The organism is Photobacterium jeanii (assembly GCF_001650345.1).
GTDB lineage: Bacteria > Pseudomonadota > Gammaproteobacteria > Enterobacterales > Vibrionaceae > Photobacterium > Photobacterium jeanii.
In genome coordinates, this window is the sequence record NZ_LVHF01000012.1 from 1,108,429 (window position 1) to 1,132,067 (window position 23,639).

The 23,639-nt window shown below is 45.6% G+C and carries 21 protein-coding genes; 12 read left to right on the plus strand and 9 right to left on the minus strand.

Going from position 1 to position 23,639, the window contains the following annotated elements; all coding sequences use genetic code 11:
• The 3 genes from sdhA to sdhC are packed head-to-tail and all read right to left on the minus strand — an operon-like array spanning position 1 to position 2,495.
• Positions 1–1,767 carry a succinate dehydrogenase flavoprotein subunit gene (sdhA, locus tag A3K86_RS06325; protein ID WP_068329272.1) on the minus strand — a complete coding sequence of 589 codons (1,767 nt, stop codon included), beginning with the start codon at positions 1,765–1,767 and terminating at the stop codon, positions 1–3.
• A complete protein-coding gene (gene sdhD, locus A3K86_RS06330; RefSeq protein WP_068329280.1) occupies positions 1,768–2,115 on the minus strand; it encodes a succinate dehydrogenase, hydrophobic membrane anchor protein in 348 nt (115 codons plus the stop codon). It abuts the gene before it with no gap.
• On the minus strand, positions 2,109–2,495 hold the full coding sequence (gene sdhC, locus A3K86_RS06335; RefSeq protein WP_068329283.1) for a succinate dehydrogenase cytochrome b556 subunit: 387 nt from the start codon (positions 2,493–2,495) through the stop codon (positions 2,109–2,111). Before sdhC ends, sdhD begins: the two co-directional genes overlap by 7 nt.
• Before the next feature lie 412 nt (positions 2,496–2,907).
• Here sdhC and A3K86_RS06340 point away from each other — a divergent pair, with 412 nt between their 5' ends.
• Positions 2,908–4,197 (plus strand): citrate synthase, encoded by a 1,290-nt coding sequence (locus tag A3K86_RS06340; RefSeq protein WP_068329290.1) that lies wholly within the window; start codon positions 2,908–2,910, stop codon positions 4,195–4,197.
• An 81-nt stretch (positions 4,198–4,278) separates the two neighbouring features.
• Here the strand turns inward: A3K86_RS06340 and A3K86_RS06345 are convergent, their stop codons facing one another.
• On the minus strand, positions 4,279–5,037 hold the full coding sequence (locus A3K86_RS06345; RefSeq protein ID WP_068329291.1) for a Nif3-like dinuclear metal center hexameric protein: 759 nt from the start codon (positions 5,035–5,037) through the stop codon (positions 4,279–4,281).
• Between the two features lie 107 nt (positions 5,038–5,144).
• On the opposite strand from A3K86_RS06345, the gene A3K86_RS06350 reads away from it, so the two are divergent.
• A complete protein-coding gene (locus A3K86_RS06350; RefSeq protein WP_068329292.1) occupies positions 5,145–5,966 on the plus strand; it encodes a DUF1853 family protein in 822 nt (273 codons plus the stop codon).
• A gap of 91 nt (positions 5,967–6,057) precedes the next feature.
• Here the strand turns inward: A3K86_RS06350 and pgm are convergent, their stop codons facing one another.
• Positions 6,058–7,704, minus strand: a complete 1,647-nt coding sequence (gene pgm, locus A3K86_RS06355; RefSeq protein ID WP_068329294.1) for a phosphoglucomutase (alpha-D-glucose-1,6-bisphosphate-dependent) — start codon at positions 7,702–7,704, stop codon at positions 6,058–6,060.
• Positions 7,705–7,743: 39 nt separating this feature from the next.
• Complete coding sequence (gene seqA / locus A3K86_RS06360; RefSeq protein ID WP_068330265.1) at positions 7,744–8,295, minus strand: replication initiation negative regulator SeqA; 552 nt, start codon at positions 8,293–8,295, stop codon at positions 7,744–7,746.
• A gap of 103 nt (positions 8,296–8,398) precedes the next feature.
• Here seqA and A3K86_RS06365 point away from each other — a divergent pair, with 103 nt between their 5' ends.
• From A3K86_RS06365 to fldA, 3 genes are all read left to right on the plus strand, one after another.
• Complete coding sequence (locus tag A3K86_RS06365) at positions 8,399–9,160, plus strand: alpha/beta fold hydrolase (RefSeq protein WP_068329296.1); 762 nt, start codon at positions 8,399–8,401, stop codon at positions 9,158–9,160.
• A gap of 123 nt (positions 9,161–9,283) precedes the next feature.
• Complete coding sequence (locus A3K86_RS06370) at positions 9,284–9,505, plus strand: DUF2788 domain-containing protein (protein WP_068329299.1); 222 nt, start codon at positions 9,284–9,286, stop codon at positions 9,503–9,505.
• 197 nt (positions 9,506–9,702) lie between these two features.
• The gene (fldA, locus tag A3K86_RS06375; RefSeq protein ID WP_068329305.1) at positions 9,703–10,230 is read left to right on the plus strand and encodes a flavodoxin FldA; all 528 of its coding nucleotides are present in this window, start codon (positions 9,703–9,705) and stop codon (positions 10,228–10,230) included.
• An 85-nt stretch (positions 10,231–10,315) separates the two neighbouring features.
• On the opposite strand, the gene A3K86_RS06380 is transcribed toward fldA, so the two are convergent.
• Positions 10,316–10,825, minus strand: a complete 510-nt coding sequence (locus A3K86_RS06380) for a DUF4442 domain-containing protein (protein WP_068329308.1) — start codon at positions 10,823–10,825, stop codon at positions 10,316–10,318.
• A gap of 276 nt (positions 10,826–11,101) precedes the next feature.
• Here A3K86_RS06380 and fur point away from each other — a divergent pair, with 276 nt between their 5' ends.
• A complete protein-coding gene (gene fur, locus A3K86_RS06385; protein ID WP_068329315.1) occupies positions 11,102–11,548 on the plus strand; it encodes a ferric iron uptake transcriptional regulator in 447 nt (148 codons plus the stop codon).
• A gap of 135 nt (positions 11,549–11,683) precedes the next feature.
• On the opposite strand, the gene glnS is transcribed toward fur, so the two are convergent.
• Both glnS and nagE read right to left on the minus strand, forming a co-directional pair.
• On the minus strand, positions 11,684–13,345 hold the full coding sequence (glnS, locus tag A3K86_RS06390) for a glutamine--tRNA ligase (RefSeq protein WP_068329318.1): 1,662 nt from the start codon (positions 13,343–13,345) through the stop codon (positions 11,684–11,686).
• 430 nt (positions 13,346–13,775) lie between these two features.
• Positions 13,776–15,266: an N-acetylglucosamine-specific PTS transporter subunit IIBC gene (gene nagE / locus A3K86_RS06395; RefSeq protein ID WP_068329321.1), complete on the minus strand. Its 1,491-nt coding sequence runs from the start codon at positions 15,264–15,266 to the stop codon at positions 13,776–13,778.
• 255 nt (positions 15,267–15,521) lie between these two features.
• On the opposite strand from nagE, the gene nagB reads away from it, so the two are divergent.
• From nagB to A3K86_RS06425, 6 genes are all read left to right on the plus strand, one after another.
• Positions 15,522–16,322: a glucosamine-6-phosphate deaminase gene (gene nagB, locus A3K86_RS06400; RefSeq protein ID WP_068329322.1), complete on the plus strand. Its 801-nt coding sequence runs from the start codon at positions 15,522–15,524 to the stop codon at positions 16,320–16,322.
• A gap of 15 nt (positions 16,323–16,337) precedes the next feature.
• Positions 16,338–17,474 carry an N-acetylglucosamine-6-phosphate deacetylase gene (gene nagA, locus A3K86_RS06405; protein ID WP_068329323.1) on the plus strand — a complete coding sequence of 379 codons (1,137 nt, stop codon included), beginning with the start codon at positions 16,338–16,340 and terminating at the stop codon, positions 17,472–17,474.
• 2 nt (positions 17,475–17,476) lie between these two features.
• Positions 17,477–18,691, plus strand: a complete 1,215-nt coding sequence (nagC, locus tag A3K86_RS06410; RefSeq protein WP_068329324.1) for a DNA-binding transcriptional regulator NagC — start codon at positions 17,477–17,479, stop codon at positions 18,689–18,691.
• 163 nt (positions 18,692–18,854) lie between these two features.
• On the plus strand, positions 18,855–20,444 hold the full coding sequence (locus tag A3K86_RS06415) for a cation:proton antiporter family protein (protein WP_068329327.1): 1,590 nt from the start codon (positions 18,855–18,857) through the stop codon (positions 20,442–20,444).
• Between the two features lie 320 nt (positions 20,445–20,764).
• Positions 20,765–22,435 carry an asparagine synthase B gene (gene asnB, locus A3K86_RS06420; protein ID WP_068329329.1) on the plus strand — a complete coding sequence of 557 codons (1,671 nt, stop codon included), beginning with the start codon at positions 20,765–20,767 and terminating at the stop codon, positions 22,433–22,435.
• Between the two features lie 248 nt (positions 22,436–22,683).
• Positions 22,684–23,589 (plus strand): aldo/keto reductase, encoded by a 906-nt coding sequence (locus tag A3K86_RS06425; protein ID WP_068329331.1) that lies wholly within the window; start codon positions 22,684–22,686, stop codon positions 23,587–23,589.
• Positions 23,590–23,639 lie beyond the last annotated feature (50 nt).

The window sequence follows — 23,639 nt, forward strand, 5'->3', positions numbered from 1 at the left end:
CTAGTATGTACGTGCTTTCGGTGGAAAAGCTTCACGATGGGTTGGTGACATGTTCACATCACGCTTCGACATGCTTTCAGTCTCAGGATTGTAAATCGAGTGACATAGCCACTGCGCATCATCACGCTCAGGGAAGTCGAAACGAGCATGAGCACCACGGCTTTCAGTACGATAGTTCGCCGCTACAGCAGTTGCGTAGGCTGTCTCCATCAAGTTTTCAAGCTCAAGACATTCAATACGCTGAGTATTAAATTCTGTTGAAGTGTCATCCAGGCGCGCTTCTTTCAAGCGGTCACGGATCACTTTTAGCTCTTCCAAACCTTTAGCCATCGCATCACCTTCACGGAATACCGAGAAGTTGTTTTGCATACAGGTTTGCAGATCTTTACGGATCTCTACTGGGTCTTCACCTTTCTGAGTGTTGTTCCAGCGATTAACACGCGCCAGTGACGCTTCGATATCAGAATCGGTTGCCGGACGTGCTTCTGCTTGTGCCGCCAAGGTTTCACCAAGGTGTAATCCCGTTGCACGACCAAACACGACCAAGTCAAGGAGCGAGTTCCCCCCTAGGCGGTTAGCACCATGGACGGAAACCGAGGCGATTTCACCACAAGCAAACAAACCTTGAACTTCTTCGTCAGTACCAGCAGCAGTTTGTTTAATTGCTTGCCCTGAAACTTGTGTTGGCACACCACCCATCATATAGTGACAGGTTGGAATAACAGGAATCGGTTCTTTCACTGGGTCAATATGGGCAAAGGTACGTGATAACTCACAGATCCCCGGTAGACGCGATTCCAGCACCTCTTTACCCAAGTGATCCATTTTCAGTTTGATATGCGGGCCCCACGGACCATCACAGCCACGTCCTTCACGAATTTCTACCATCATTGAACGGGCAACCACATCACGGCCTGCTAAGTCTTTGGCATTCGGTGCATAACGCTCCATAAAGCGCTCACCGTCTTTATTTAGCAGATAACCACCTTCGCCACGACACCCTTCGGTCACCAGTACCCCTGCGCCTGCAATGCCGGTTGGGTGGAACTGCCACATTTCCATATCTTGCATTGGCACACCGGCACGCAGCGCCATACCGACACCGTCACCGGTATTAATATGCGCATTTGTAGTTGAAGCATAGATACGCCCCGCACCACCCGTTGCTAAGATGGTCGCTTTAGATTTGAAGTAACAAATCTCGCCCGTTTCCATGCAAAGCGCCGTACAACCTAAGATGGCGCCATCTTGGTTTTTCACCAAATCAAGCGCATACCACTCAGAGAAAATGGTCGTTTTGTGTTTAATATTTTGTTGATACAGGGTATGAAGCAAGGCGTGTCCAGTACGGTCTGCCGCGGCTGCGGTACGGGCGGCTTGCTCACCACCAAACTCTTTCGACTGGCCCCCAAAAGGTCGTTGATAAATCGTGCCGTTATCAAAACGTGAAAATGGCAATCCCATTTTCTCAAGTTCGATAACTGATTTCGGACCATTCAAACACATGTACTCAATCGCATCCTGATCACCTATGTAATCAGAGCCTTTTACCGTATCGTACATGTGCCATTGCCAGTTATCTGGGTGCGAATTGCCCAGAGCAACGGTAATACCACCTTGCGCCGATACAGTGTGCGAACGGGTTGGAAATACTTTGGATAGCAAGGCACATTTTAGCCCCTGCTCTGAAATTTGTAGTGCAGCACGCATGCCAGCACCACCTGCGCCGATCACTACGGCATCAAACTCTCGAACTGCAATGCTCACTTACGCACCCCACACAATTAAGAAACCAGAAAATAGGTAGACAAGAAGAACGGCGACAACCACAAATTGCAGCCCGGCACGCAAGGCGGCGGGTTTAATGTAGTCGGTCAGCACTTGCCACAAGCCAATCCACGCATGAACCAATATCGACACTAACGCAAGTAAGGTGAAAACACGGGTACTTAACTTGCCAAAGAAAGTACTCCAAGTTTCAAACGTTAGATCAGGCCCAAACGCAAAAAAGCCGACCATATAAAAGGTGTAAAGGGTCAAAATGAGCGCAGTGGCTCGGATTAGAATAAAGTCGTGTATGCCATTACGGCCGACGGTTGATACATTCCCTACCATACTAGACCTCCTGCAAACACAGAAAGAACAGCGGTAATCGCAAAGCTAACTTTGGCACTGGCGATCCCGGTTTCCATTTCTTCAAAATATCCCAAATCCATCAACAGGTGACGGATTCCCACCACGATGTGATAGAACAGCGCTGTCAAAATTCCCCATAAGATAAATTTGACGAAGAAGCTGTCGACGATGTCTGCAGCACTTGCAAATCCTTCTGGAGACGAGAGTGACAGGTTGAGCAGCCACAATAGGATAGAGATTGAAACGAAGGTGATCACACCTGAGACACGGTGCAGGATGGACGCAATCGCAGTTAACGGAAAGCGAATGGTCTGTAGGTCGAGGTTGACAGGTCTTGGCTTATTTACTTTCACGGTCATTGCCCACTCAGCTCCTTGGGAGCACTTTATTTTTATGAATGAACTGTCCAGTTCACTGGATATCTAGGCCTCACAAACAAATGTTACATTTTCGCAACTTACGGTTATTATTTCGCCCTACGTAATATTTAGAGCATTTATAGCTTTAAGTTACTCATTTAACAGGCAACTAAAAAATAAGTTACCAGCATTGCTGCGCTTGAGACCTGCCGCGATTATATGCCTCGTAACAAGCAATTACAAACCTCTTAACATGACATCTAACACGATTTGGGAAATTTGCACTTTTTTATCGAAAGTTATTAACAAGCACACACATCAAAGTACAAAAATTGACAATTGACCTCGTATTAAGTACAACAAATGTACATCCGCCTTGGATTAGGATTATAAAAAAGCAAAGGAGATTGTTATGGCAGATAAGAACGCTACTCTTCATATTGAAGGGAAGGCTCCTATCGAACTGCCGATTATCGGGGGTACACAAGGTCCTGAAGTTGTTGATGTGCGTAAACTGGGCGCTAACGGTTACTTCACATTCGACCCTGGTTTTCTAGCCACTGCTTCATGTGAATCGCAAATCACTTACATTGACGGTGATAAAGGTATTCTTCTGCATCGTGGTTACCCTATTGATCAGCTTGCTAACAATGCCGATTACCTTGAAGTATGTTACATCCTGCTATACGGCGAAGTACCGACGCGTGAGCAATATGAACATTTCCGTACTACGGTAACGCGTCATACTATGGTGCATGAACAAATCGCGAGTTTCTTCCATGGCTTCCGTCGTGATGCTCACCCGATGGCTGTTATGTGTGGCGTGGTGGGAGCACTAGCGGCTTTTTACCATGATTCGTTAGACATCAATAACGACGAGCACCGCGAAATTACTGCATTCCGCCTACTGTCGAAAATGCCAACACTGGCGGCAATGTGTTATAAGTACTCGATTGGTCAGCCATTTATTTTCCCACGTAATGATCTTGATTACGCAGAGAACTTCCTTCACATGATGTTTGCAACACCATGTGAAGAATATGAAGTAAGCCCTGTTGTGGCGCGTGCAATGGATAAAATCTTCACCCTTCACGCAGACCATGAGCAAAACGCTTCAACGTCAACAGTTCGTCTTGCGGGCTCTTCGGGTGCTAACCCATTTGCTTGTATTGCAGCAGGTATTGCCTCGCTATGGGGACCAGCGCACGGTGGTGCTAACGAAGCCTGTCTGAAGATGCTTGAAGAAATCGGCAGTGTGGATAAGATCCCTGAGTTCATCGAACGTGCGAAAGATAAAGATGACCCATTCCGCCTAATGGGCTTTGGTCACCGTGTTTATAAGAACTACGACCCACGTGCAACCGTGATGCGTGAAGCATGCCACGATGTACTGCAAGAGCTGAATATCCAAGACCCACTGTTAGATGTAGCAATGGAACTTGAGCGTATCGCGCTGTCAGACCCGTATTTCATTGATAAGAAGCTTTACCCTAACGTTGACTTCTACTCGGGTATAATCTTGAAAGCGATTGGCATTCCGGTATCCATGTTTACCGTAATCTTCGCAATGTCACGTACTGTCGGTTGGATTGCGCACTGGAGCGAAATGCATGCAGATCCTGAAAACCGCATCGGTCGTCCTCGTCAGCTTTACACAGGTTACACTCAACGTGAATTCCAACCAATTCACGAACGCGAATAAGTTGTCGCCTAAGATTTAACGAAAATAAAGGGTTGCCAATGGCAACCCTTTTAATTTGAATTCAATAATCGTTATACCCAACTACACTGGATTATCAATATCAATAAAGTTCACATCGAAGTCATGCTCAGCAGCTAGCCACTCTCCTAGCGCTTTAATGCCATATCGCTCCGTAGCGTGGTGACCAGCGCTAAAGTAATGAATACCTAACTCACGAGCAGTATGAGTAGTACGCTCGGAAACTTCACCGGAAATAAAGGCATCTAACCCTTTCTGCGCTGCCAGCTCGATGAAATCTTGACCGCCACCGGTACACCAACCCACAGTTTTAATTTCAGCAGGCGCGTTATCACCAATGTGTAGCGGTTCACGATGAAGTGCAATAGCAATACGTGCAGCAAGCTCCTCACCACTTAAGGGCGTATCTAACTGGCCGTAAATCGCTACCGAGTTTGGATTCCCCGCCTCTAAACCACCAAGCACTTCCAGCCCGAGTAACTCAGCCAATTTTGCATTATTGCCAAGCTCAGGATGTACATCTAACGGTAGATGGTAGGCGTAGAGGTTAATGCCGTTTTTAATCAGTGCTTTAATACGGCGAAACTTCATCCCGCGAATTTCAGCAGGTTCACCTTTCCAAAAAAAACCATGGTGTACGAGCAGAGCATCGGCTTTTTCTTCAATCGCACGATCAATCAATGCCTGACATGCCGTCACGCCAGTCACTATCTTTTTGATCTCTGACTTACCTTCCACCTGTAAACCATTCGGGCAGTAGTCCTTGATCATATGTGGACTAAGTAGCTCATTTAATACAGCTTCTAGCTTTAAATTATTCATTTATTCTTCCGTTTAACGGCATGCTTTAACAATATCCCTAGTGTAGCCATTGTCACTCGGCAAATCATCTGCTTACAATGAGGAAACGTTATTTAGGTCTTTTATTCATGTCACAGCCGTTGCGTTACAACAACCTTGAGCAAATTACTGCAGATTTCAAGACGCTACTTTCATTGCCTGCATTGACTCAGCAGCAACCATTTCAAACCGACAACACTTGGCTTGATCGCTTCAAAGCCAATGCCATTCTTCCCCAAACACTGAGTTACCAAGGCAACAAACGGCTGGGGTTTTATTATCAGTGGCTTTGGCAACAATTGATCACCGCTCACCCCGACTATGAGTTAGTCGCAGAGGAGATCCAGCTAAGCTGGAACAAGCAAACCTTAGGCGCTATTGATTTTCTGGTTCAAAATAAACAAACCAATGAGTTGGAACACTGGGAAGTGGCTATCAAGTTCTACTTGGCTTATCAGCAACAATGGCTAGGTCCTAATGCCAATGACAACCTAGACAAGAAAACCCAACGTATGGTTGAGCATCAACTGATGCTGTGCGATCACCCAGCCTATCAACAAAAATGGCAACAAGAGTTCGGGGCGGTAACAACGAAGCGCCTTATCATGCAAGGGCGATTATTTGATAGTTTCGATGGTGCAGAGATGGGCTCGCCATTGGCGATCAACCCACAGGTCAGCAAAGGACGATGGTGCTTTAAACATCAAGCGATGACATTAATTACGCAAGGTAAGATATTCAAACACCTCAACAAAACACAGTGGATCACCCCTCCTCGCTTTAACGAACTAGTAGAAAGCATCGATCTCACAACGCTGACTACACCGACTCAAGCCGTCGATGAATTCAATCAAGCTTGGTTTATCGTACCAGACCATTGGCCCTTACATAACAAAGACTTGTTGCAATAATGTCGCCCCTATAGCGCAATCATAGCGACATAAAAAAAGACGCCGTCATGGCGTCTTTCTTAAACAACTCTGTTAAGAGCCAGCAGTATGCTTACAGACCTGCGTCTGCAAATACCTTGCTAACAATTTCCTGCGCTTCGGTTTCAATCATACGAAGGTGTTCTTCGCCTTTGAAACTTTCACAGTAAATCTTGTAGATATCTTCTGTACCTGATGGGCGAGCAGCGAACCAACCGTTATCAGTTGTCACTTTCAAACCACCAATCGCAGCGCCGTTACCCGATGCGTGAGTTAGACGAGCAGTGATAGGATCACCAGCTAGCATTTCTGCCGCCACCATCTCAGGAGAAAGTTTGCTAAGCACCGCTTTCTGCTCACCATTTGCTACAGCTTGCAGACGGTTGTACTTAGACTCACCGTGCTTTTCAACAAGCTCTAGGTAGTATTGGTGCGGGTTCTTACCCGTTACCGCTGTAATTTCAGCAGCCAGTAGACACAGAAGGATACCGTCTTTGTCGGTAGCCCAAGGTGTGCCATCCGTACGAAGGAAAGAAGCCCCTGCACTTTCTTCGCCACCAAAACCTAAACGACCAGAGTACAGACCGTCTACAAACCATTTGAAGCCAACAGGCACTTCGCATAGCTCACGACCAAGATCAGCAACCACACGGTCAATCAAAGCACTTGATACTAGGGTTTTACCAACAGCGACATCAGCCGACCAATCTGGACGATGACGGTACAGGTAATCAATACAAACCGCTAGGAAGTGGTTCGGGTTCATTAGACCGGCTGGTGTTACGATGCCGTGGCGATCGTAATCAGGGTCGTTACCAAACGCGAGATCGTACTTGTCTTTGTGAGCAAGTAGACCAGCCATTGCGTAAGGTGATGAACAGTCCATACGTACCACGCCATCTTTATCTAATGACATGAAACGGAAAGACGGATCAATTGATTCGTTAACCAGCGTAAGGTTCAAACCGTAGTGGTTCGCAATTTGACGCCAGTATTCGATGCCAGAACCACCGAGTGGATCAACACCAATAGCTAAATTGGCTTTTTGGATTGCCGCCATATCAATCACGTTAACCAAATCGTCAACGTATGGTGCAACCAAATCTTTCTCAACCACTAGCTCGCTTGCAAATGCATCTTCAATCGCAACACGCTTCACATCCACCAAACCATTCGCGATGATTTCGTTTGCGCGCGTTTCAATCGCAGTTGTTAGCTCGCCTTCAGCTGGACCACCATGAACAGGGTTGTATTTAATACCGCCGTCTTGAGGTGGGTTGTGCGATGGCGTGATCACAATGCCATCCGCTTTTTCAGCATTTGCTTTGTTGTAGCAAAGAATAGCGTGAGAGATACCAGGAGTTGGGGTGTAACCTTTACCCTCTTGGATCACAACCTGAACACCATTTGCTACTAGCACTTCCAACGTTGAAGTAAACGCAGGCTCAGATAGCGCATGGGTATCTTTGCCTAGGAAAAGTGGACCAGTTACACCGTTTGCCGCACGCACTTCTGCCACTGCTTGAGCGATGGCCCAAATGTGGTGTTGGTTGAAGGTGCCTTTATCTGCGGTACCGCGGTGACCTGAAGTACCAAATGCCACTCGCTGTTGCAGGTTATCGGCTTTTGGCTCAATGATGAAATAGTTTGCCACTAACGCTGGAATGTTATGCATATCTTCTTGCTGGGCTTGTTGCCCAGCACGAGGATGAATCGCCATAAAGTTATCTATCCTTGTAAAAAGAGAGGCTGAATGCCCTTAAATTTCACCGCAAACTTTTTCAGTGATGTCGCTACCGAAGCCCATCTTAGCCATCAGTTGCTCAACCATTTGACGCTTACGATCAGTATTCGTGTTGGTGATCACCCAAAACGGGGTTTCTGGAATGGCTTTTGGTTTCGTTGTTTTGCCGCTTGCCAGAAGAGTCTCTTCTTTATCTGCGAAATATACACGCGTACGACCTTTGATTGCCGCTGCTTCTGTGAATCCTTGCGAATCAATGCGATAAAGAGATGATAAAATCATCATAAAGCGACCAATAGCTTTTTCCTGTGCTGCAAACTCATCAGAGATCAACAGCGAACGCATCTCTTTGACACGATCTACTTGAGGTGCATTACCTGCATCTTTACTTACAACGATACCGCGCGGGCGAACAGGCATAACCACTTCAGGTGCTGGCGCAGCCTGAACTGTTTCCTGAGGCATCATCAGTAAGCGACGCAGAATGTCAGAGGCACTTTCACCAATATGCTGAGTTTGACTTGCAATATAGCGGTATAGCTCGTCGTCGACTTCAATCGTCTTCATCGTAGTGTTCATTATCGTTCCGTTTAAAAATTCACGAGGCGATTATAACGTGATATAGCGTTATACTCTACGGAAAACCATTAACTACAAGAGAAATTAGTCGGTGAATCTTCATTATCGCGTCGAAGGCGAAGGCAAGGCGATCATTTTGATCCACGGCCTATTCGGCAGTTTGGATAACTTGGGTCTGTTAGCCCGTGTACTAAAAAATGACTATCAAGTGATCAGCGTTGATCTTCGCAACCACGGTCAATCTCCCCGCAGCGAACACTTTACTTATCAAGAGTTGGCACAAGATGTTCTTGCGGTAGCTGACGAGCTCAACTTAGCTAGCTTTGCCGTTATCGGCCACTCTATGGGTGGCAAAGTTGCCATGGCACTGAGTGAACTGGCGCAATCTCGTCTTGAGCAGTTAATAGTGATGGACATTGCACCTGTCGCTTATCAAGAACACCGCCACCAAAACGTATTTGCTGGGCTTCGCGAAGTAGCCAAGCACACAGTAAGCAAACGCAGCGAAGCGGAAACTTATCTTGCACAACACGTGGTTGAACCTGGCGTTCGTCAATTCCTGCTCAAGTCTTTTGCCAAAGGCGACAACGGTTACGACTGGCGCTTTAACGTAGAGGCTCTGATTGCCAACTATCCGACCATTATGGGCTGGCAACCTGTGACGCCTTTCGCTGGCAAGACCTTGTTTATTAAAGGGCAAAACTCGGAATACATCCAAAATGAGCACCGTAGTGCGGTGGCTAACCAGTTCCCGAATGCCAAAGCACATATGGTGGCAAACACCGGTCACTGGCTTCATGCTGAAAAACCCGATGTCGTGAGCCGTATCATCCTAAACTTTTTACAAAGTTAATCCGTATCAAACTAAGTTAACGTCTTGCCCATCATTTTTGGTGTTTCATATTGGCAAGCGTTAACAGTGTGCCTAGGGTTATGCTATAGTCTCGCACTAGCTCAAACGTTGTAAGGAGACAGTGTGTTATACGAGCATATGGATCTGCTGGAATCCATTGGGTTGGACCTTCTCTTTGCCTCCATCTTTTTCTTCATTGGTATGGCGATAAAAGATGTATTGAAAGAAGGCAACGTCCCTCCTTTTGGTCGGAAAATTGTTTGGCTAGTATTATTTCTGGGCTGCGCGGGCTTCATCACTAAGGGGCTGATTCAACTGAGTTGGGAAGGCGCTGGCATCGGATAAGAATTCAAGGTTAGCGGTAAAACGGCGCTAATCTGCATGTTCACTGAACATTTGATAATCTCGACAAAAGTGCATGTAAAAAGCCATGCGCTAAGCAATCAAAACGATTATCATTAACATTATTTCAGGCATTCCTGAACTAGTTACAAAACCGTTATTGTATTTCGGTTCATCTTTTAATACAGGTAATCTCTACTATGGCGAGCGTTGGACTCTTCTTTGGTAGCGACACAGGTAATACTGAAGCTGTCGCTAAAATGATTCAAAAACAACTAAGCAAAAACTTAGTTGAAGTTAAAGACATTGCTAAGAGCAGCAAAGAAGATATCGATAACTTTGATCTTCTGATTCTAGGCATCCCAACTTGGTACTACGGTGAAGCACAATGTGACTGGGATGACTTCTTCCCAGAACTAGAAAGCATCGACTTCTCAACTAAGCTTGTGGCTATTTTCGGCTGTGGCGACCAAGAAGATTACGCTGAATACTTCTGTGATGCGATGGGTACTGTACGTGACATCGTTGAAGGTCGTGGTGCAACTATCGTTGGTCACTTCCCAACAGAAGGTTTCGAGTTTGAAGCATCAAAAGCTTTGGTTGATGACAACAACTTCATCGGTCTATGTATCGACGAAGACCGTCAACCAGAACTAACTGAAGAGCGCGTTCAAAAGTGGGTTGGTCAAATCTACGAAGAAATGTGCCTTGCAGAGCTAGCTGACTAATTTCAGCGTCTGTAAAAAACGCGCTATTTAGCGCGTTTTTTTATACCTATAACAATGCGTAACAAACAAGGGCTGGTTACATCGCCTAAGCGACTGACTCTTCCTTCTCATCTGTCATTACTTCGCTATCAGTTCGATATTGTGGCTTTTTCCGCACGTACAGTACCCGCTTCACCTTAGCGACTACATCGTCTTTATTGTTGACGACATTGACCACAAATTCAGGAAAACACTTATCACCAGCAGCGGTTTGCTGTTTGATCCAACGAATACAGTCGTCTGAAATAATAAATTGAGCACGCAGCTCAGAATTACCCGGTTTTAAAAAGTTAATGTCCGCTTGTTTATCCCACACGTAGTATTCTTTTCCTAAGATCCCCATCAGCATTAAGGCATAAATAGGATCAGTTAATGAAAAAATACTGCCGCCATATTGGGTTCGATTGGCATTTTTGTTCCACCAGCGTAGTTTCAAACGCACCTCGACTTGGCGGAAGTCATCACTGATATGAACGATTTTGATCCCTGCCCCCCAAAACGGTGGCCACAGGTTCAATGCGGTGCGAACAATATTAGGTTTATAGAATTGGTACACGGCTGATTCCTTTCAACTGGTACGATGAGACTAGACACAAAGATTAACAATTTGATCACAGCAAGCAAAGTAAAATTATTTATAGTAGGAATTATCTTATAAGTGACTTCAGCTCATCTATACGCATATGGAAACTGAAAATTCAGATTAAATAGTAAAACCTGACTGGATTACTCGATTTTTAAGGTTTATTGTTACTCTGTCGTCACTTATAATAATTAAATACGAGAAAGACTACCGCCAACTTACAGTGCGGCTAGCCAATAGGAACCCCAGATGTCAGATAATAACCATGCACTAAAACAAGCAGGTTTGAAGGTTACGCTTCCACGTCTAAAGATTTTGGAAGTGTTACAACAACCAGATTGCCAGCACATTAGTGCGGAAGATTTATACAAAAAATTAATCGATATTGGTGAAGAGATTGGTCTTGCGACTGTTTACCGCGTATTGAACCAATTTGATGACGCTGGCATCGTTACTCGCCACCATTTTGAAGGTGGTAAATCAGTATTCGAACTTGCCACCCAGCATCACCATGATCACCTTGTATGCCTTGATTGCGGCAAAGTAATTGAATTCTCTGACGATGTTATCGAACAACGTCAAAAAGAAATTGCTGCAAAATTCAATGTTGATCTAACCAATCATAGTCTTTACCTGTACGGCCACTGCATCAACGGTGACTGCACTCAAGACGAAAGCCTGCACGACGCCAAATAAGCCTAAGTAGCCACTAATAAATTATAAGGTTAAGAGCTCAACACTTAGCCCGCTACTAAAGCAAATCGCAGCTATAAAAAAACCAGCCAAACGGCTGGTTTTTTATTAGCTATCCATAACTGATACCCGTAGGTATTAATCAGCAATTTTCGCCCAAGTATCACGCAAGCCAACAGTACGGTTAAATACTAGTTGCTCTGGCGTTGAGTCTTTTGAATCTGCACAGAAGTAGCCAGTACGCTCAAACTGGAACGCACGTTCAGCAACCGCTTCTTTCAGTGCTGGCTCAACAAAGCCCTTCACTACCGATAGTGACTCTGGGTTGATTGTTGATACGAAATCATCTGCCGCACCTGGGTTAGGTACAGTGAATAGGCGATCGTACAAACGGAATTCAGCTGGAAGACCCGCTTCCGCAGATACCCAGTGAATAACACCTTTCACTTTACGACCGTCAGCTGGGTTCTTACCTAGCGTTTCTGAATCGTAAGTACAGTAAATAGTTGTGATATTACCTTCCGCATCTTTCTCGATACGCTCAGCTTTGATCACGTAAGCACCACGTAGACGTACTTCTTTACCTAGCACTAGGCGTTTGTACTTCTTGTTCGCTTCTTCACGAAAATCTTCACGCTCGATGTACACTTCACGGCTAAACGGAATTTGGCGCTCGCCCATTTCTGGGTTGTTCGGGTGGTTAGCCACTGTTAGCGTTTCCGTATCACCAAAGTTTTCAATCACAACTTTGATTGGATCCAGTACCGCCATCGCACGTGGTGCGTTGGTGTTTAGATCATCACGAATACAAGACTCAAGTGAGCTCATTTCGATCGTGTTGTCTTGCTTAGTCACACCGATACGCTTACAGAATTCGCGAATAGATGCAGACGTAAAGCCACGACGACGTAGACCAGAAATAGTTGGCATACGTGGATCATCCCAACCAGAAACTAGGTTTTCTGTTACTAGTTGGTTTAGCTTACGCTTCGACATTACCGTGTATTCTAGGTTCAGACGACTAAATTCGTACTGACGCGGCTGACAATCAATTGTGATATTGTCTAGCACCCAGTCGTATAGACGACGGTTGTCTTGGAATTCTAGCGTACAAATAGAGTGCGTAATGCCCTCTAGCGCATCCGAAATACAGTGCGTGAAGTCGTACATTGGGTAGATGCACCACTTGTCACCCGTTTGGTGGTGAGTCGCGAAACGTACGCGGTAAATCACAGGATCGCGCATAACCATGAATGGTGATGCCATGTCGATCTTGGCACGAAGGCACATTTTGCCTTCTTCGATTTCACCGTTCTTCATTTGCTCAAATAGCGCCAGGTTTTCTTCAACGCTACGATCACGGTATGGGCTGTGTTTACCCGGCTCGGTTAACGTACCGCGGTATTCACGCATCTGCTCAGGACTTAGCTCATCAACATACGCTAAGCCTTTATTAATTAGTTCAACTGCAAACCCGTGTAGCTTATCGAAGTAGTTTGATGAGTAACAAATCTCACCACTCCACTCGAAGCCTAACCAGTTAACATCGTTCTTAATAGACTCAACGTATTCGATGTCTTCTTTCTCAGGGTTGGTATCATCGAAACGCAGATTACATTGACCCTGATAGTCCTGAGCGATACCGAAGTTCAAACAAATAGATTTAGCATGACCGATGTGCAGGTAGCCATTTGGCTCCGGCGGGAATCGGGTATGGACGCTTGAATGTTTGCCACTCGCTAAATCCGCATCAATAATTTGGCGGATAAAGTTTGATGGACGAGCTTCAGATTCACTCATCAATTAGACCTCGTGTGCTTACAGGATTTTTAAGCCTTATATAATCCCTAAATATGGCGGCCGACTCAACAAATAGTGTGCATTGTTTGTCGATATGGATAAAAAAACCCCGCAAAAGCGGGGTTAATACAAAATAAATTTTGTGTCAGTGCCAAATTAGCACCAATAAACAACATTCCACTCAGGAGTCCACTGAAAATAGCGAACAACCTGCCCTTGCAAAAACAAGGAGAAGTTACCGAAATAACTTCTGATTCGAGTTTCTTTATCAAAACCTGATTCAGAAATTATCTTTTTGATTTAAAGATGATTATTACGTTATTTTGTCGCTGGAATGAAGAATACAAACACACAAGCAGTCTCGGGGCTTTATAAAGTATCGGCCTCATATAGAGGCCGATAATTCATCACTATTTTGCTGTTGAAGCGCTTATGGCAGTTTTACTGCTGATAGGTCTTCAGAAGCAGGGATTTTCTTCATTTCGCCTGCAACGATTTCAGCTAGTGGGCCAAGGATAACTTGAAGGTTGTTTGCACCAAGTTTAACCACACCCATAGCACCTAGTGCTTTTAGTGTTTTCTCGTCAGCAAGGCTGCTGTCTTTTAGTGTTAGACGTAGACGAGTGATACATGCATCGATGTTTTCTAGGTTACCGTGACCACCTAGTGCTTTTAGGTATTGCTTAGCTAGTTCACCAGTTTCTTTAGAACCGCTAACACCAGATTCAGCAACATCATCATCTTCACGACCAGGTGTCTTCAGATTGAACTTAACGATAACTGTGCGGAAGATTGTGTAGTATAGGCCGAAGAATACTAGACCTTGTACGATTAGCATGTACCAGTTAACTGCTAGCGGGTTACGAGTAGATAGAACCATATCCACTAGACCTGCAGAGAAACCGAAACCTGCAATCCACTGCATTGACGCTGCGATGTATACAGATAGACCCGCTAGTGCTGCGTGAACTACGTATAGTGCAGGCGCTAGGAACATGAATGCGAATTCTAGAGGCTCTGTCACACCAGTGAAGAATGATGCAAAACCTGCAGCGATCATGATAGATGCTACTTTTTCTTTGTTCTTCGCTTTAGCTGTGTGGTACATCGCAAGTGCTGCACCTGGTAGACCAAACATCATGATTGGGAAGAAACCAGCTTGGTACATACCTGTAACACCTACAGTTGCAGTACCTTCAGCGATAGATTTCGCACCACCAAGGAAGTTAGGGATGTCGTTAATACCCGCTACGTCGAACCAGAATACTGAGTTCAGTGCGTGGTGAAGACCAACAGGGATAAGTAGACGGTTAAAGAATGCGTAGATACCCGCACCTAGCTCACCCATACCTTGGATAGTTTCACCGAATGATACTAGACCACCGTAAACTGCAGGCCAGATGTACATAAGTACGAAGGCAATAAAGATACCAGCGAAAGACGTTAGGATAGGTACAAGACGCTTACCAGAGAAGAACGCAAGTGCTTTGTGAAGTTCAACTGCAGAGAAACGGTTGTAGATCTCAGCAGATACGATACCCACTAGGATACCAACGAACTGGTTATTGATTTTACCGAAAGCAGCTGGAACAGCGTCAGGTGAAATACCTTGAATCTGTGCTACCGCGCCCGGTGCAAGAAGAGTTGTAACAACAAGGAAGCCAACGAAGCCAGAAAGTGCTGCTGCACCGTCCTTATCTTTAGACATACCGTAAGCAACACCGATTGCAAACAGTACAGACATGTTGTCGATGATTGCCGCGCCCGCTTTAATTAAGAAAGCTGCAAGTGCGCTGTTACCACCCCAAGCCACTGGGTCAATCCAGTAACCAATACCCATTAGAATTGCTGCGGCAGGCAGTGTGGCGACTGGCACCATCAATGCTTTACCTACTTTTTGAAAATATCCAAGAATGTTCACCCTTAGTTCCCCCTATGGTTTTCTTAGATGTAATGTAGATAACTTATTTTGCTATCCGTTTTAGTCCTCTGCAGTTTAAGAAATTAATTTCGCCCCGCAAATTAAAACCTTATCATTTGTGATCTTTATCACCTGTCTAGACAAGATGTGAGCGATTTTGCTAGCTCGATCATAAAACTTATTTTATCATTCAAAACAAAGGCAAGAAGCCGCTAAGATTATTTCTGTTTTATCAATCTTGAATGAGGTGTCACCGTGAGACTTATCCCGCTTAATAACGCTAAAGATGTAGGTTTGTGGTCAGCTCGCTATATCGCTGATCGTATTAACAAATTTCAGCCAACTGCGGAACGTCCATTTGTTCTTGGTCTACCTACAGGTGGTACGCCACTGTCAACTTACAAACGTCTAATCGAGCTTTATAATGCAGGCGAAGTAAGTTTCAAGCACGTTGTTACTTTTAACATGGACGAATACATTGGTATCCCTGCGGATCACCCTGAATCATACCGTAGCTTCATGTACAACAACTTCTTTAAACACATTGATATTCAAGAAGAAAACATCAACCTTCTTGATGGTAATGCAGAGGATAACGAAGCTGAATGTAAGCGCTACGAAGACAAAATCAAGTCTTACGGCCGCATCAACCTATTCATGGGTGGCGTAGGCAACGACGGTCACATCGCATTCAACGAGCCAGCATCTTCACTATCTTCACGCACTCGTATCAAAACACTGACTGAAGATACTCGTATCGCGAACTCTCGTTTCTTCGACGGCGACATCAACCAAGTACCTAAATACGCACTCACTATCGGCGTGGGTACACTGCTTGATTCAGAAGAAATCATGATCCTAGTTACAGGTCACAACAAAGCTCAAGCGCTAGAAGCAGCAGTAGAAGGTTCAGTGAACCACCTATGGACTGTATCTGCACTGCAACTTCACCCTAAATCGCTGATTGTATGTGATGAACCAGCAACACAAGAGCTGAAAGTGAAGACAGTGAAATACTTTCAAGAGCTAGAAGCAGAAAACATCAAGCACCTATAATTCAAGGATTCGTTCATGTACGCGCTTACCAATTGCCGCATTTTTACCGGTAGCGATGTGCTGAATAACCACGCCGTCATTGTTGACGGCGTGAACATTCACGCTGTTTGCCTAGAAGCAGACCTACCTCAAGACATCAAAACCGTTGACCTTAACGGCGCAAACCTAACGCCAGGCTTCATTGACCTCCAGCTAAACGGCTGTGGCGGCGTTATGTTTAACGATGAAATCAACGCTGATGCTATTCACACTATGCACCGTGCTAACCTGAAATCAGGTTGTACGAGCTTCCTACCAACGCTTATCACCTCTTCTGATGAAGATATGAAAGCCGCGATTGCCGCAGAGCGTGATTACCAAAGCAAATACAACAACCACTCGTTAGGTCTGCACCTTGAAGGTCCTTACCTTAACGTGATGAAAAAAGGTATTCACAGCGTTGATCACATCCGTCGCTCTGACGATGAGATGATCAAAACTATCTGTGAAAACGCTGACGTAGTAACCAAAGTAACGCTAGCACCAGAACAAAACCCACAAGAGCACATCGAACAGCTTGTTGAAGCGGGTATTGTGGTTTCTGCAGGTCACACGAATGCGACCTATGTTGAAGCACGCCGAGGCTTTGCCGCTGGTATCACTTTTGCAACTCACCTATTCAACGCCATGACACCAATCGCGGGCCGTGAGCCGGGTATGGTTGGCGCTATCTACGATACACCTGAGGTATACACAGGTATCATCGCTGACGGTTTCCACGTCGATTATGCCAATATCCGCATGGCACATCGCATGAAAGGTGAGAAATTAGTGCTAGTTACGGATGCGACTGCACCTGCAGGAGCAGACATGGATCACTTTATTTTTGTCGGTAAGAAAGTATATTATCGAGATGGCAAGTGCGTTGATGAAAACGGCACACTTGGCGGTTCGGCACTGACAATGATTGAAGCTGTACAAAATAGTGTCGAACATGCAGGTATCGCCCTGGACGAAGCGATTCGTATGGCTACTCTTTACCCAGCACGCGCAATTAGCGTAGACAACAAGCTGGGAGCCATCAAAAAAGGCATGGTTGCTAACCTGACTGTTTTTGATCGTGACTTCAATGTTCGGGCGACTGTTGTTAACGGTGAATACGAGCAGAACTAAATATGACAGGCGGACAAATTGGTAATGTAGATCTGGTAAAGCAGCTTAACAGTGCTGCCGTTTACAGACTGATCGACTTACAAGGCCCTATTTCACGGATTCAGGTTGCAGACGTAAGTCAACTTGCTCCCGCAAGTGTTACTAAAATAACCCGCCAGTTACTTGAGCGCGGCCTTATCAAAGAGGTCGCGCAACAAGCATCGACAGGTGGTCGACGTGCTATTTCTCTGACCACAGAGTCAGCCCCTTTCCACTCTATTGCTATTCGTTTAGGCCGTGATTACATTGAAATCACCCTCTACGATCTTAGCGGTAAATACATTGCTGGCACTGCCAGCCAATTCCACTACCAAGACCAAGATGAGTTAACGACTGGTCTGCTCAAGCACATACGTCAATTCATTGCTGATAACCAAACAGTAATGAAAGAGCTCGTGGCATTTGGTATTACTCTGCCAGGTTTGATCAACCCAGAAAAAGGCATCATTGAATACATGCCGCATATCGAGGTTGATAACTTCCCGCTTGCTGAAATCATCAGTGATAACTTTGGTGTGTGCTGTTTTGTTGGTAACGACATTCGTGGTCTTGCGCTAGCAGAACACTACTTCGGCGCTAGCAAAGATTGCCGAGATTCTATTTTGGTGAGCGTTCACCACGGTACGGGGGCGGGCATTATTGTTAATGGTCAGGTTTTCCTTGGCTTTAACCGCAACGTTGGTGAGATTGGTCACATCCAGATCGATCCTCTGGGTGATAAGTGCCAATGTGGTAATTTTGGTTGTCTTGAGACAGTAGCCTCAGATCCAGCGATCGTCGCTCACGTGCAGAAGCTGCTAGATCAAGGCTACCCAAGCAGCCTTCAAGATCTTGAAGAAGTCACTATGCTGGCAATTTGCGAAGCCGCAAACAAAGGTGACGAGCTTGCGAGTCAATCGTTAATTAAAGTCGGAAATCAACTAGGCAAAGCCCTAGCGATGACCATCAACTTATTTAACCCGCAAAAGATTGTGCTGGCCGGTCATATCACCCAAGCCAAAGATGTGGTGCTACCGGCAATTCGTCGCTGCATCGAGACCCAGTCGCTATCAACCTTCAACAAAGATCTACCGATTGTGCCATCAGAGCTTGTTGCTCACCCAACCATTGGCGCTTTCTCTATGATCAAACGTGCAATGCTTAACGGCGTACTACTTCAACGCCTACTGGAAGATTAATCGCTAATCGTCCCGCATATCACCGCACAAAATCTGGATTACAAATTTATACTCTTAATTTGTAACAGTTAATTCAGGGCCATACGTCACAGATGTATGGCCCTTATGGTATATTCACGCCCACAAAATTCTCCCCGAAAAAAGAAGGAGCTGTCAGCCTATTATGGAACTCGTCTTCATCATCACCGCATTCATTGCCGGTTTTATTGCGATGCAATGCAAACTCCCCCCATTAGTAGGCTTTCTCGTTGCTGGATTTGGCCTTAGCAGCATGGGCGTCGAAAGTACCGACGCACTCGCCACTATGGCTGATCTTGGGGTCACGCTGCTGCTGTTCACAATCGGCTTAAAACTGGATGTAAAAACACTACTCGCCAAAGAAATCTGGGGAGGGGCAACCTTACATAACCTCTTGTCCACGGGTCTATTTACACTTGCTCTGCTTGGGCTAAAACAGCTAGGTCTTGGCATGTTGTCGGATCTTAGCTTGGCACACCTTGCACTACTTGGCTTTTCGCTTTCTTTTTCTAGTACCGTTTTCGCGATCAAAGCTCTACAAGATAAAGGTGAACTCAACGCAACTTACGGCACCTTAGCCATCGGTATTCTGGTCATGCAGGATATCTTTGCGGTACTGTTCCTCACCATTTCTACGGGCAAAGTGCCGGAGATCACCGCACTGGGTCTGTTTGCCTTACCGCTACTTCGTCCATTGATGTTCCGCATTCTCGATAAGGCTGGTCACGGCGAGATGCTGGTACTGTACTCGATTTTCCTCGCCTTAGTAGCAGGTGCAGGCTTATTCAACCTTGTGGGCTTAAAAGCCGACTTGGGGGCATTGATCTTAGGGATGATGCTAGCCGGTCACCCGAAAGCATCCGAGATGTCAAAATCGCTCTTTAATCTAAAAGAGCTGCTACTGGTTTGCTTCTTCCTCAATATTGGCTTGTCCGAAGCACCAACAATGGACGGCGCCTTAATGGCTATCGTGTTGTTGTTGCTCCTGCCAATCAAAGGCTTGTTGTACTACCTTATTTTTCACCTGTTCCGCTACCGTGTTCGTACTTCGTTGTTAGGGACACTCACCCTGTTTAACTACAGTGAATTTGGTCTAATTGTCAGTGGCTTAGCCTACAAGCTTGGCTGGCTACCGGGTAGTTTCTTAGTAGCCATCGCAATGACTGTGTCGATTTCATTCTTAATTGCGGCACCGCTAAACAGTATCGGCCATAAGCTGTATCACGATACTTCAAAATGGCTTAAGGAGTACGATGCAGAACTACTGAATCCAAGCGATAAGCTGATTGATTTTGGCCAAGCTCGGGTGTTGATCTTAGGGATGGGACGAATTGGTAGCGGTGCTTACGATGAACTGGTCGAGCGCTACGGCGAGCAAATCATCGGTATCGAAACCCGTGAAGAATCGGTGGACGATCACCTTAAGCACGGACGTAATGTTTTGCACGGCGATGCAACTGACCCCGATTTCTGGGCGCGAGTGATCAGTAACCACCAAATCGAACTCGTACTGCTGGCAATGCCAAACAGCCATGCTAACAGTTTTGCGATGGAGCAAATCAATACGCTCGACTACCAAGGCAAAGTCGCAGCAATCGCAAAATATTCCGATGAAATGGAAGAACTAGAGAATTTAGGTATTGATGCGGCCTTCAATATTTATCACGAAGCGGGTCGTGGTTTTGCTCGTCATGTCTGCGAAGAGCTCGATATGAGCCTTAAATCGCGCACTTAGTAAGACTAAATATCCTTCAGCTCAATTGCTATTTCATTCAAAGCGGTTACCTCGGTAGCCGCTTTTTTTGAACAAAAAATCACTTAATATAGAAAATATTCAGTTAAAAGCAATTTAACCGAATATTATTTACGTTATGTCTTTTTCTTTTATCGAATTGGGATTTTCCATTGCAATTTATTACTGAATGCGCAATTTTAAAAATCAAGTAAGGGAAAGGTGACGTATCCGTTAAATCTGATACCAACCCATAACACCCACCGCGGTGTCCTGATGAAATTATTAAGAATTGCAATAGTTTATAGGTTGGAGTGGCAATTATGTGTTCTGTTTTTGGGGTATTAGATATTAAAACTGACGCAGCTGCGTTACGTGCAACTGCACTTGAAATGTCGAAGAAAATGCGTCACCGCGGCCCAGATTGGTCGGGTATTTATTCTTCAGATAAAGCCATTTTGGTTCATGAGCGTCTAGCGATTGTTGACCTTAACAGTGGCGAGCAACCACTTTACAACCAAGAAAAAACTCACGCTCTAGCTGTGAACGGTGAGATCTACAACCACAAAGAGCTGCGTGCTGAGTTTGCCGCTGACTACCCTTTCCAAACAGAATCAGACTGTGAAATCATTCTGGCGCTGTACAAAGAAAAAGGCCCAGAGCTACTTGATTACCTCAACGGTATCTTTGGTTTCATCCTGTACGATGAAGTTGAAGACGCGTACCTGATTGGCCGTGACCACATTGGTATCATCCCGCTTTACCATGGCCATGACGAACACGGCAACTACTATGTTGCCTCTGAAATGAAAGCCCTAGTGCCAGTGTGTAAAACCATCAGCGAGTTTCCTCCAGGTCACTTCCTATGGAGTAAACAAGGTGAACCAGTGCGTTACTATAAACGTGACTGGATGGAATACGATGCCGTTGCCGATGCCAAAACCGACAAAGCCGAATTGAAAGCAGCTTTAGAAGGTGCGGTAAAACGCCAGCTAATGACTGACGTACCATACGGTGTGCTACTTTCTGGTGGCCTTGATTCATCGGTTATTTCAGCCATTACCAAAAAGTTTGCCGCTAAGCGTATTGAAGACGATGAACAATCCCAAGCATGGTGGCCTACTCTGCACTCATTTGCGATTGGTCTTGAAGGCGCACCTGATCTCAAAGCTGCTAAAGTGGTTGCCGACAGTATTGGCACTGTTCACCACGAATTAACTTACACAGTGCAAGAAGGTTTAGATGCGATTCGTGATGTGATTTACCACATCGAAACTTATGATGTGACCACCATTCGCGCTTCTACACCTATGTACCTCATGTCACGTAAAATCCGTGCAATGGGGATCAAAATGGTACTGTCTGGCGAAGGGGCTGATGAAGTGTTTGGTGGCTACCTCTACTTCCACAAAGCGCCAAACGCTAAAGAGTTCCACGAAGAAACCGTACGTAAGCTACTTGCGCTTAACATGTTCGACTGTGCACGCGCTAACAAATCAATGGCAGCTTGGGGGATTGAAGCACGTGTACCTTTCCTTGATAAAGATTTCTTGGAAGTGGCGATGCGTATCAACCCTGAAGATAAGATGTGTGGCAACGGTAAAATGGAAAAACACATCGTTCGTGAGTGCTTTGAAGACTACCTACCTGAGTCCGTTGCATGGCGTCAAAAAGAGCAGTTCTCTGACGGTGTAGGCTACAGCTGGATTGATACACTACGTGATGTTGCAGAGCAGAAAGTCACAGATCAACAGTTAGAAACGGCGAAGTTCCGCTTCCCGTACAACACGCCTACGACCAAAGAAGCGTATGTATACCGTGAAATTTTTGAAGAGTTGTTCCCACTAGAAAGTGCTGCTAAATGTGTTCCTGGCGGCCCTTCAATCGCTTGCTCAAGTGCGAAAGCCATTGAGTGGGATGAGAGCTTCAAGAACAGCGCCGATCCTTCAGGCCGTGCCGTTGCTGCGGTACACAACGAAGCATACAAAAAATAACCGTCAGAACCGCAATTAACTTAACCCGCCATTATCGACATGACTCGTGTGGCGGGTTATTTCCTCTCATAAAATTCAACATTATTTTATGCAAGCGAAATAATGCCAAACCCGTCATCTCTGCCCTAGATTATTTTCACCCTGCAAAAAATTTCATTCTTAGCGAGCCATTATGCTAACCAGCCCACAGATCGCGTGACCAAGATCGCCTAATCTCAGTGTTCCATCCGCAATCAACAAAGCACAACATGAAGCGAATTAAAACGGAATTAAACGGCCCTGAGTTTTCTCAATTTATTGCAGGCTACTGGCGCCTGATGGAATGGGATATGTCACCGCAACAGCGTCTGACTTTCCTTAAGCAACACCTTGAGCTTGGGATCACCACCTGTGACCATGCCGATATTTATGGCAACTACCAATGTGAAACGGCTTTTGGTGAAGCATTAAAGCTAGAACCAAGCTTACGCGATCAAATCGAGCTCGTTAGCAAGTGTGGTATTCGCTTACCGAGTGCGCCAAGCGGTGATATCCACCTGCCACACTACAACACCACCACAGATTACATCATCAGCCAAGCGGAACAGTCTCTGCGTAATCTGCATACCGATCACTTAGATTTATTACTGATCCACCGCCCTGACCCACTCATGAAGGTGGACGATATCGCTGAAGCGTTCACTCGCTTAAAGCACGCCGGTAAAGTAAAACATGTTGGGGTATCGAATTTCACCACCAGCCAATTCGACTTATTGCAATCACGCTTAGATTTCACCCTAGCGACCAACCAATTAGAAATCTCGCCAGTCAATATGGCAGCCCTACACGACGGCAGCTTAGATCAAATGCAGCAACATCGCATTGCGCCAATGGCATGGTCGTGCCTGGGCGGTGGTAGCTTGTTCAATGGTCAAGATGAAAAGTCCAAACGACTACGTGCTGAACTTGAGAAAATTGCCGCTGAAGTCGGTGCCGAAGGCATAGATCAAGTGGTTTACGCTTGGGTGTTGGCACTACCGTCCAATCCACTACCGATTATTGGTAGCGGTAAGATAGACCGTGTTCGCCAAGCAGTGAAAAGTACAGACATCACACTGACTCGCCAGCAGTGGTTCCGTATTTGGGTAGCCTCAAACGGTCACAATGTGCCGTAATTTAGCCAAAGCTCAATATTTCAGGTCTTGGTGCTAAGCCACATCCCGAC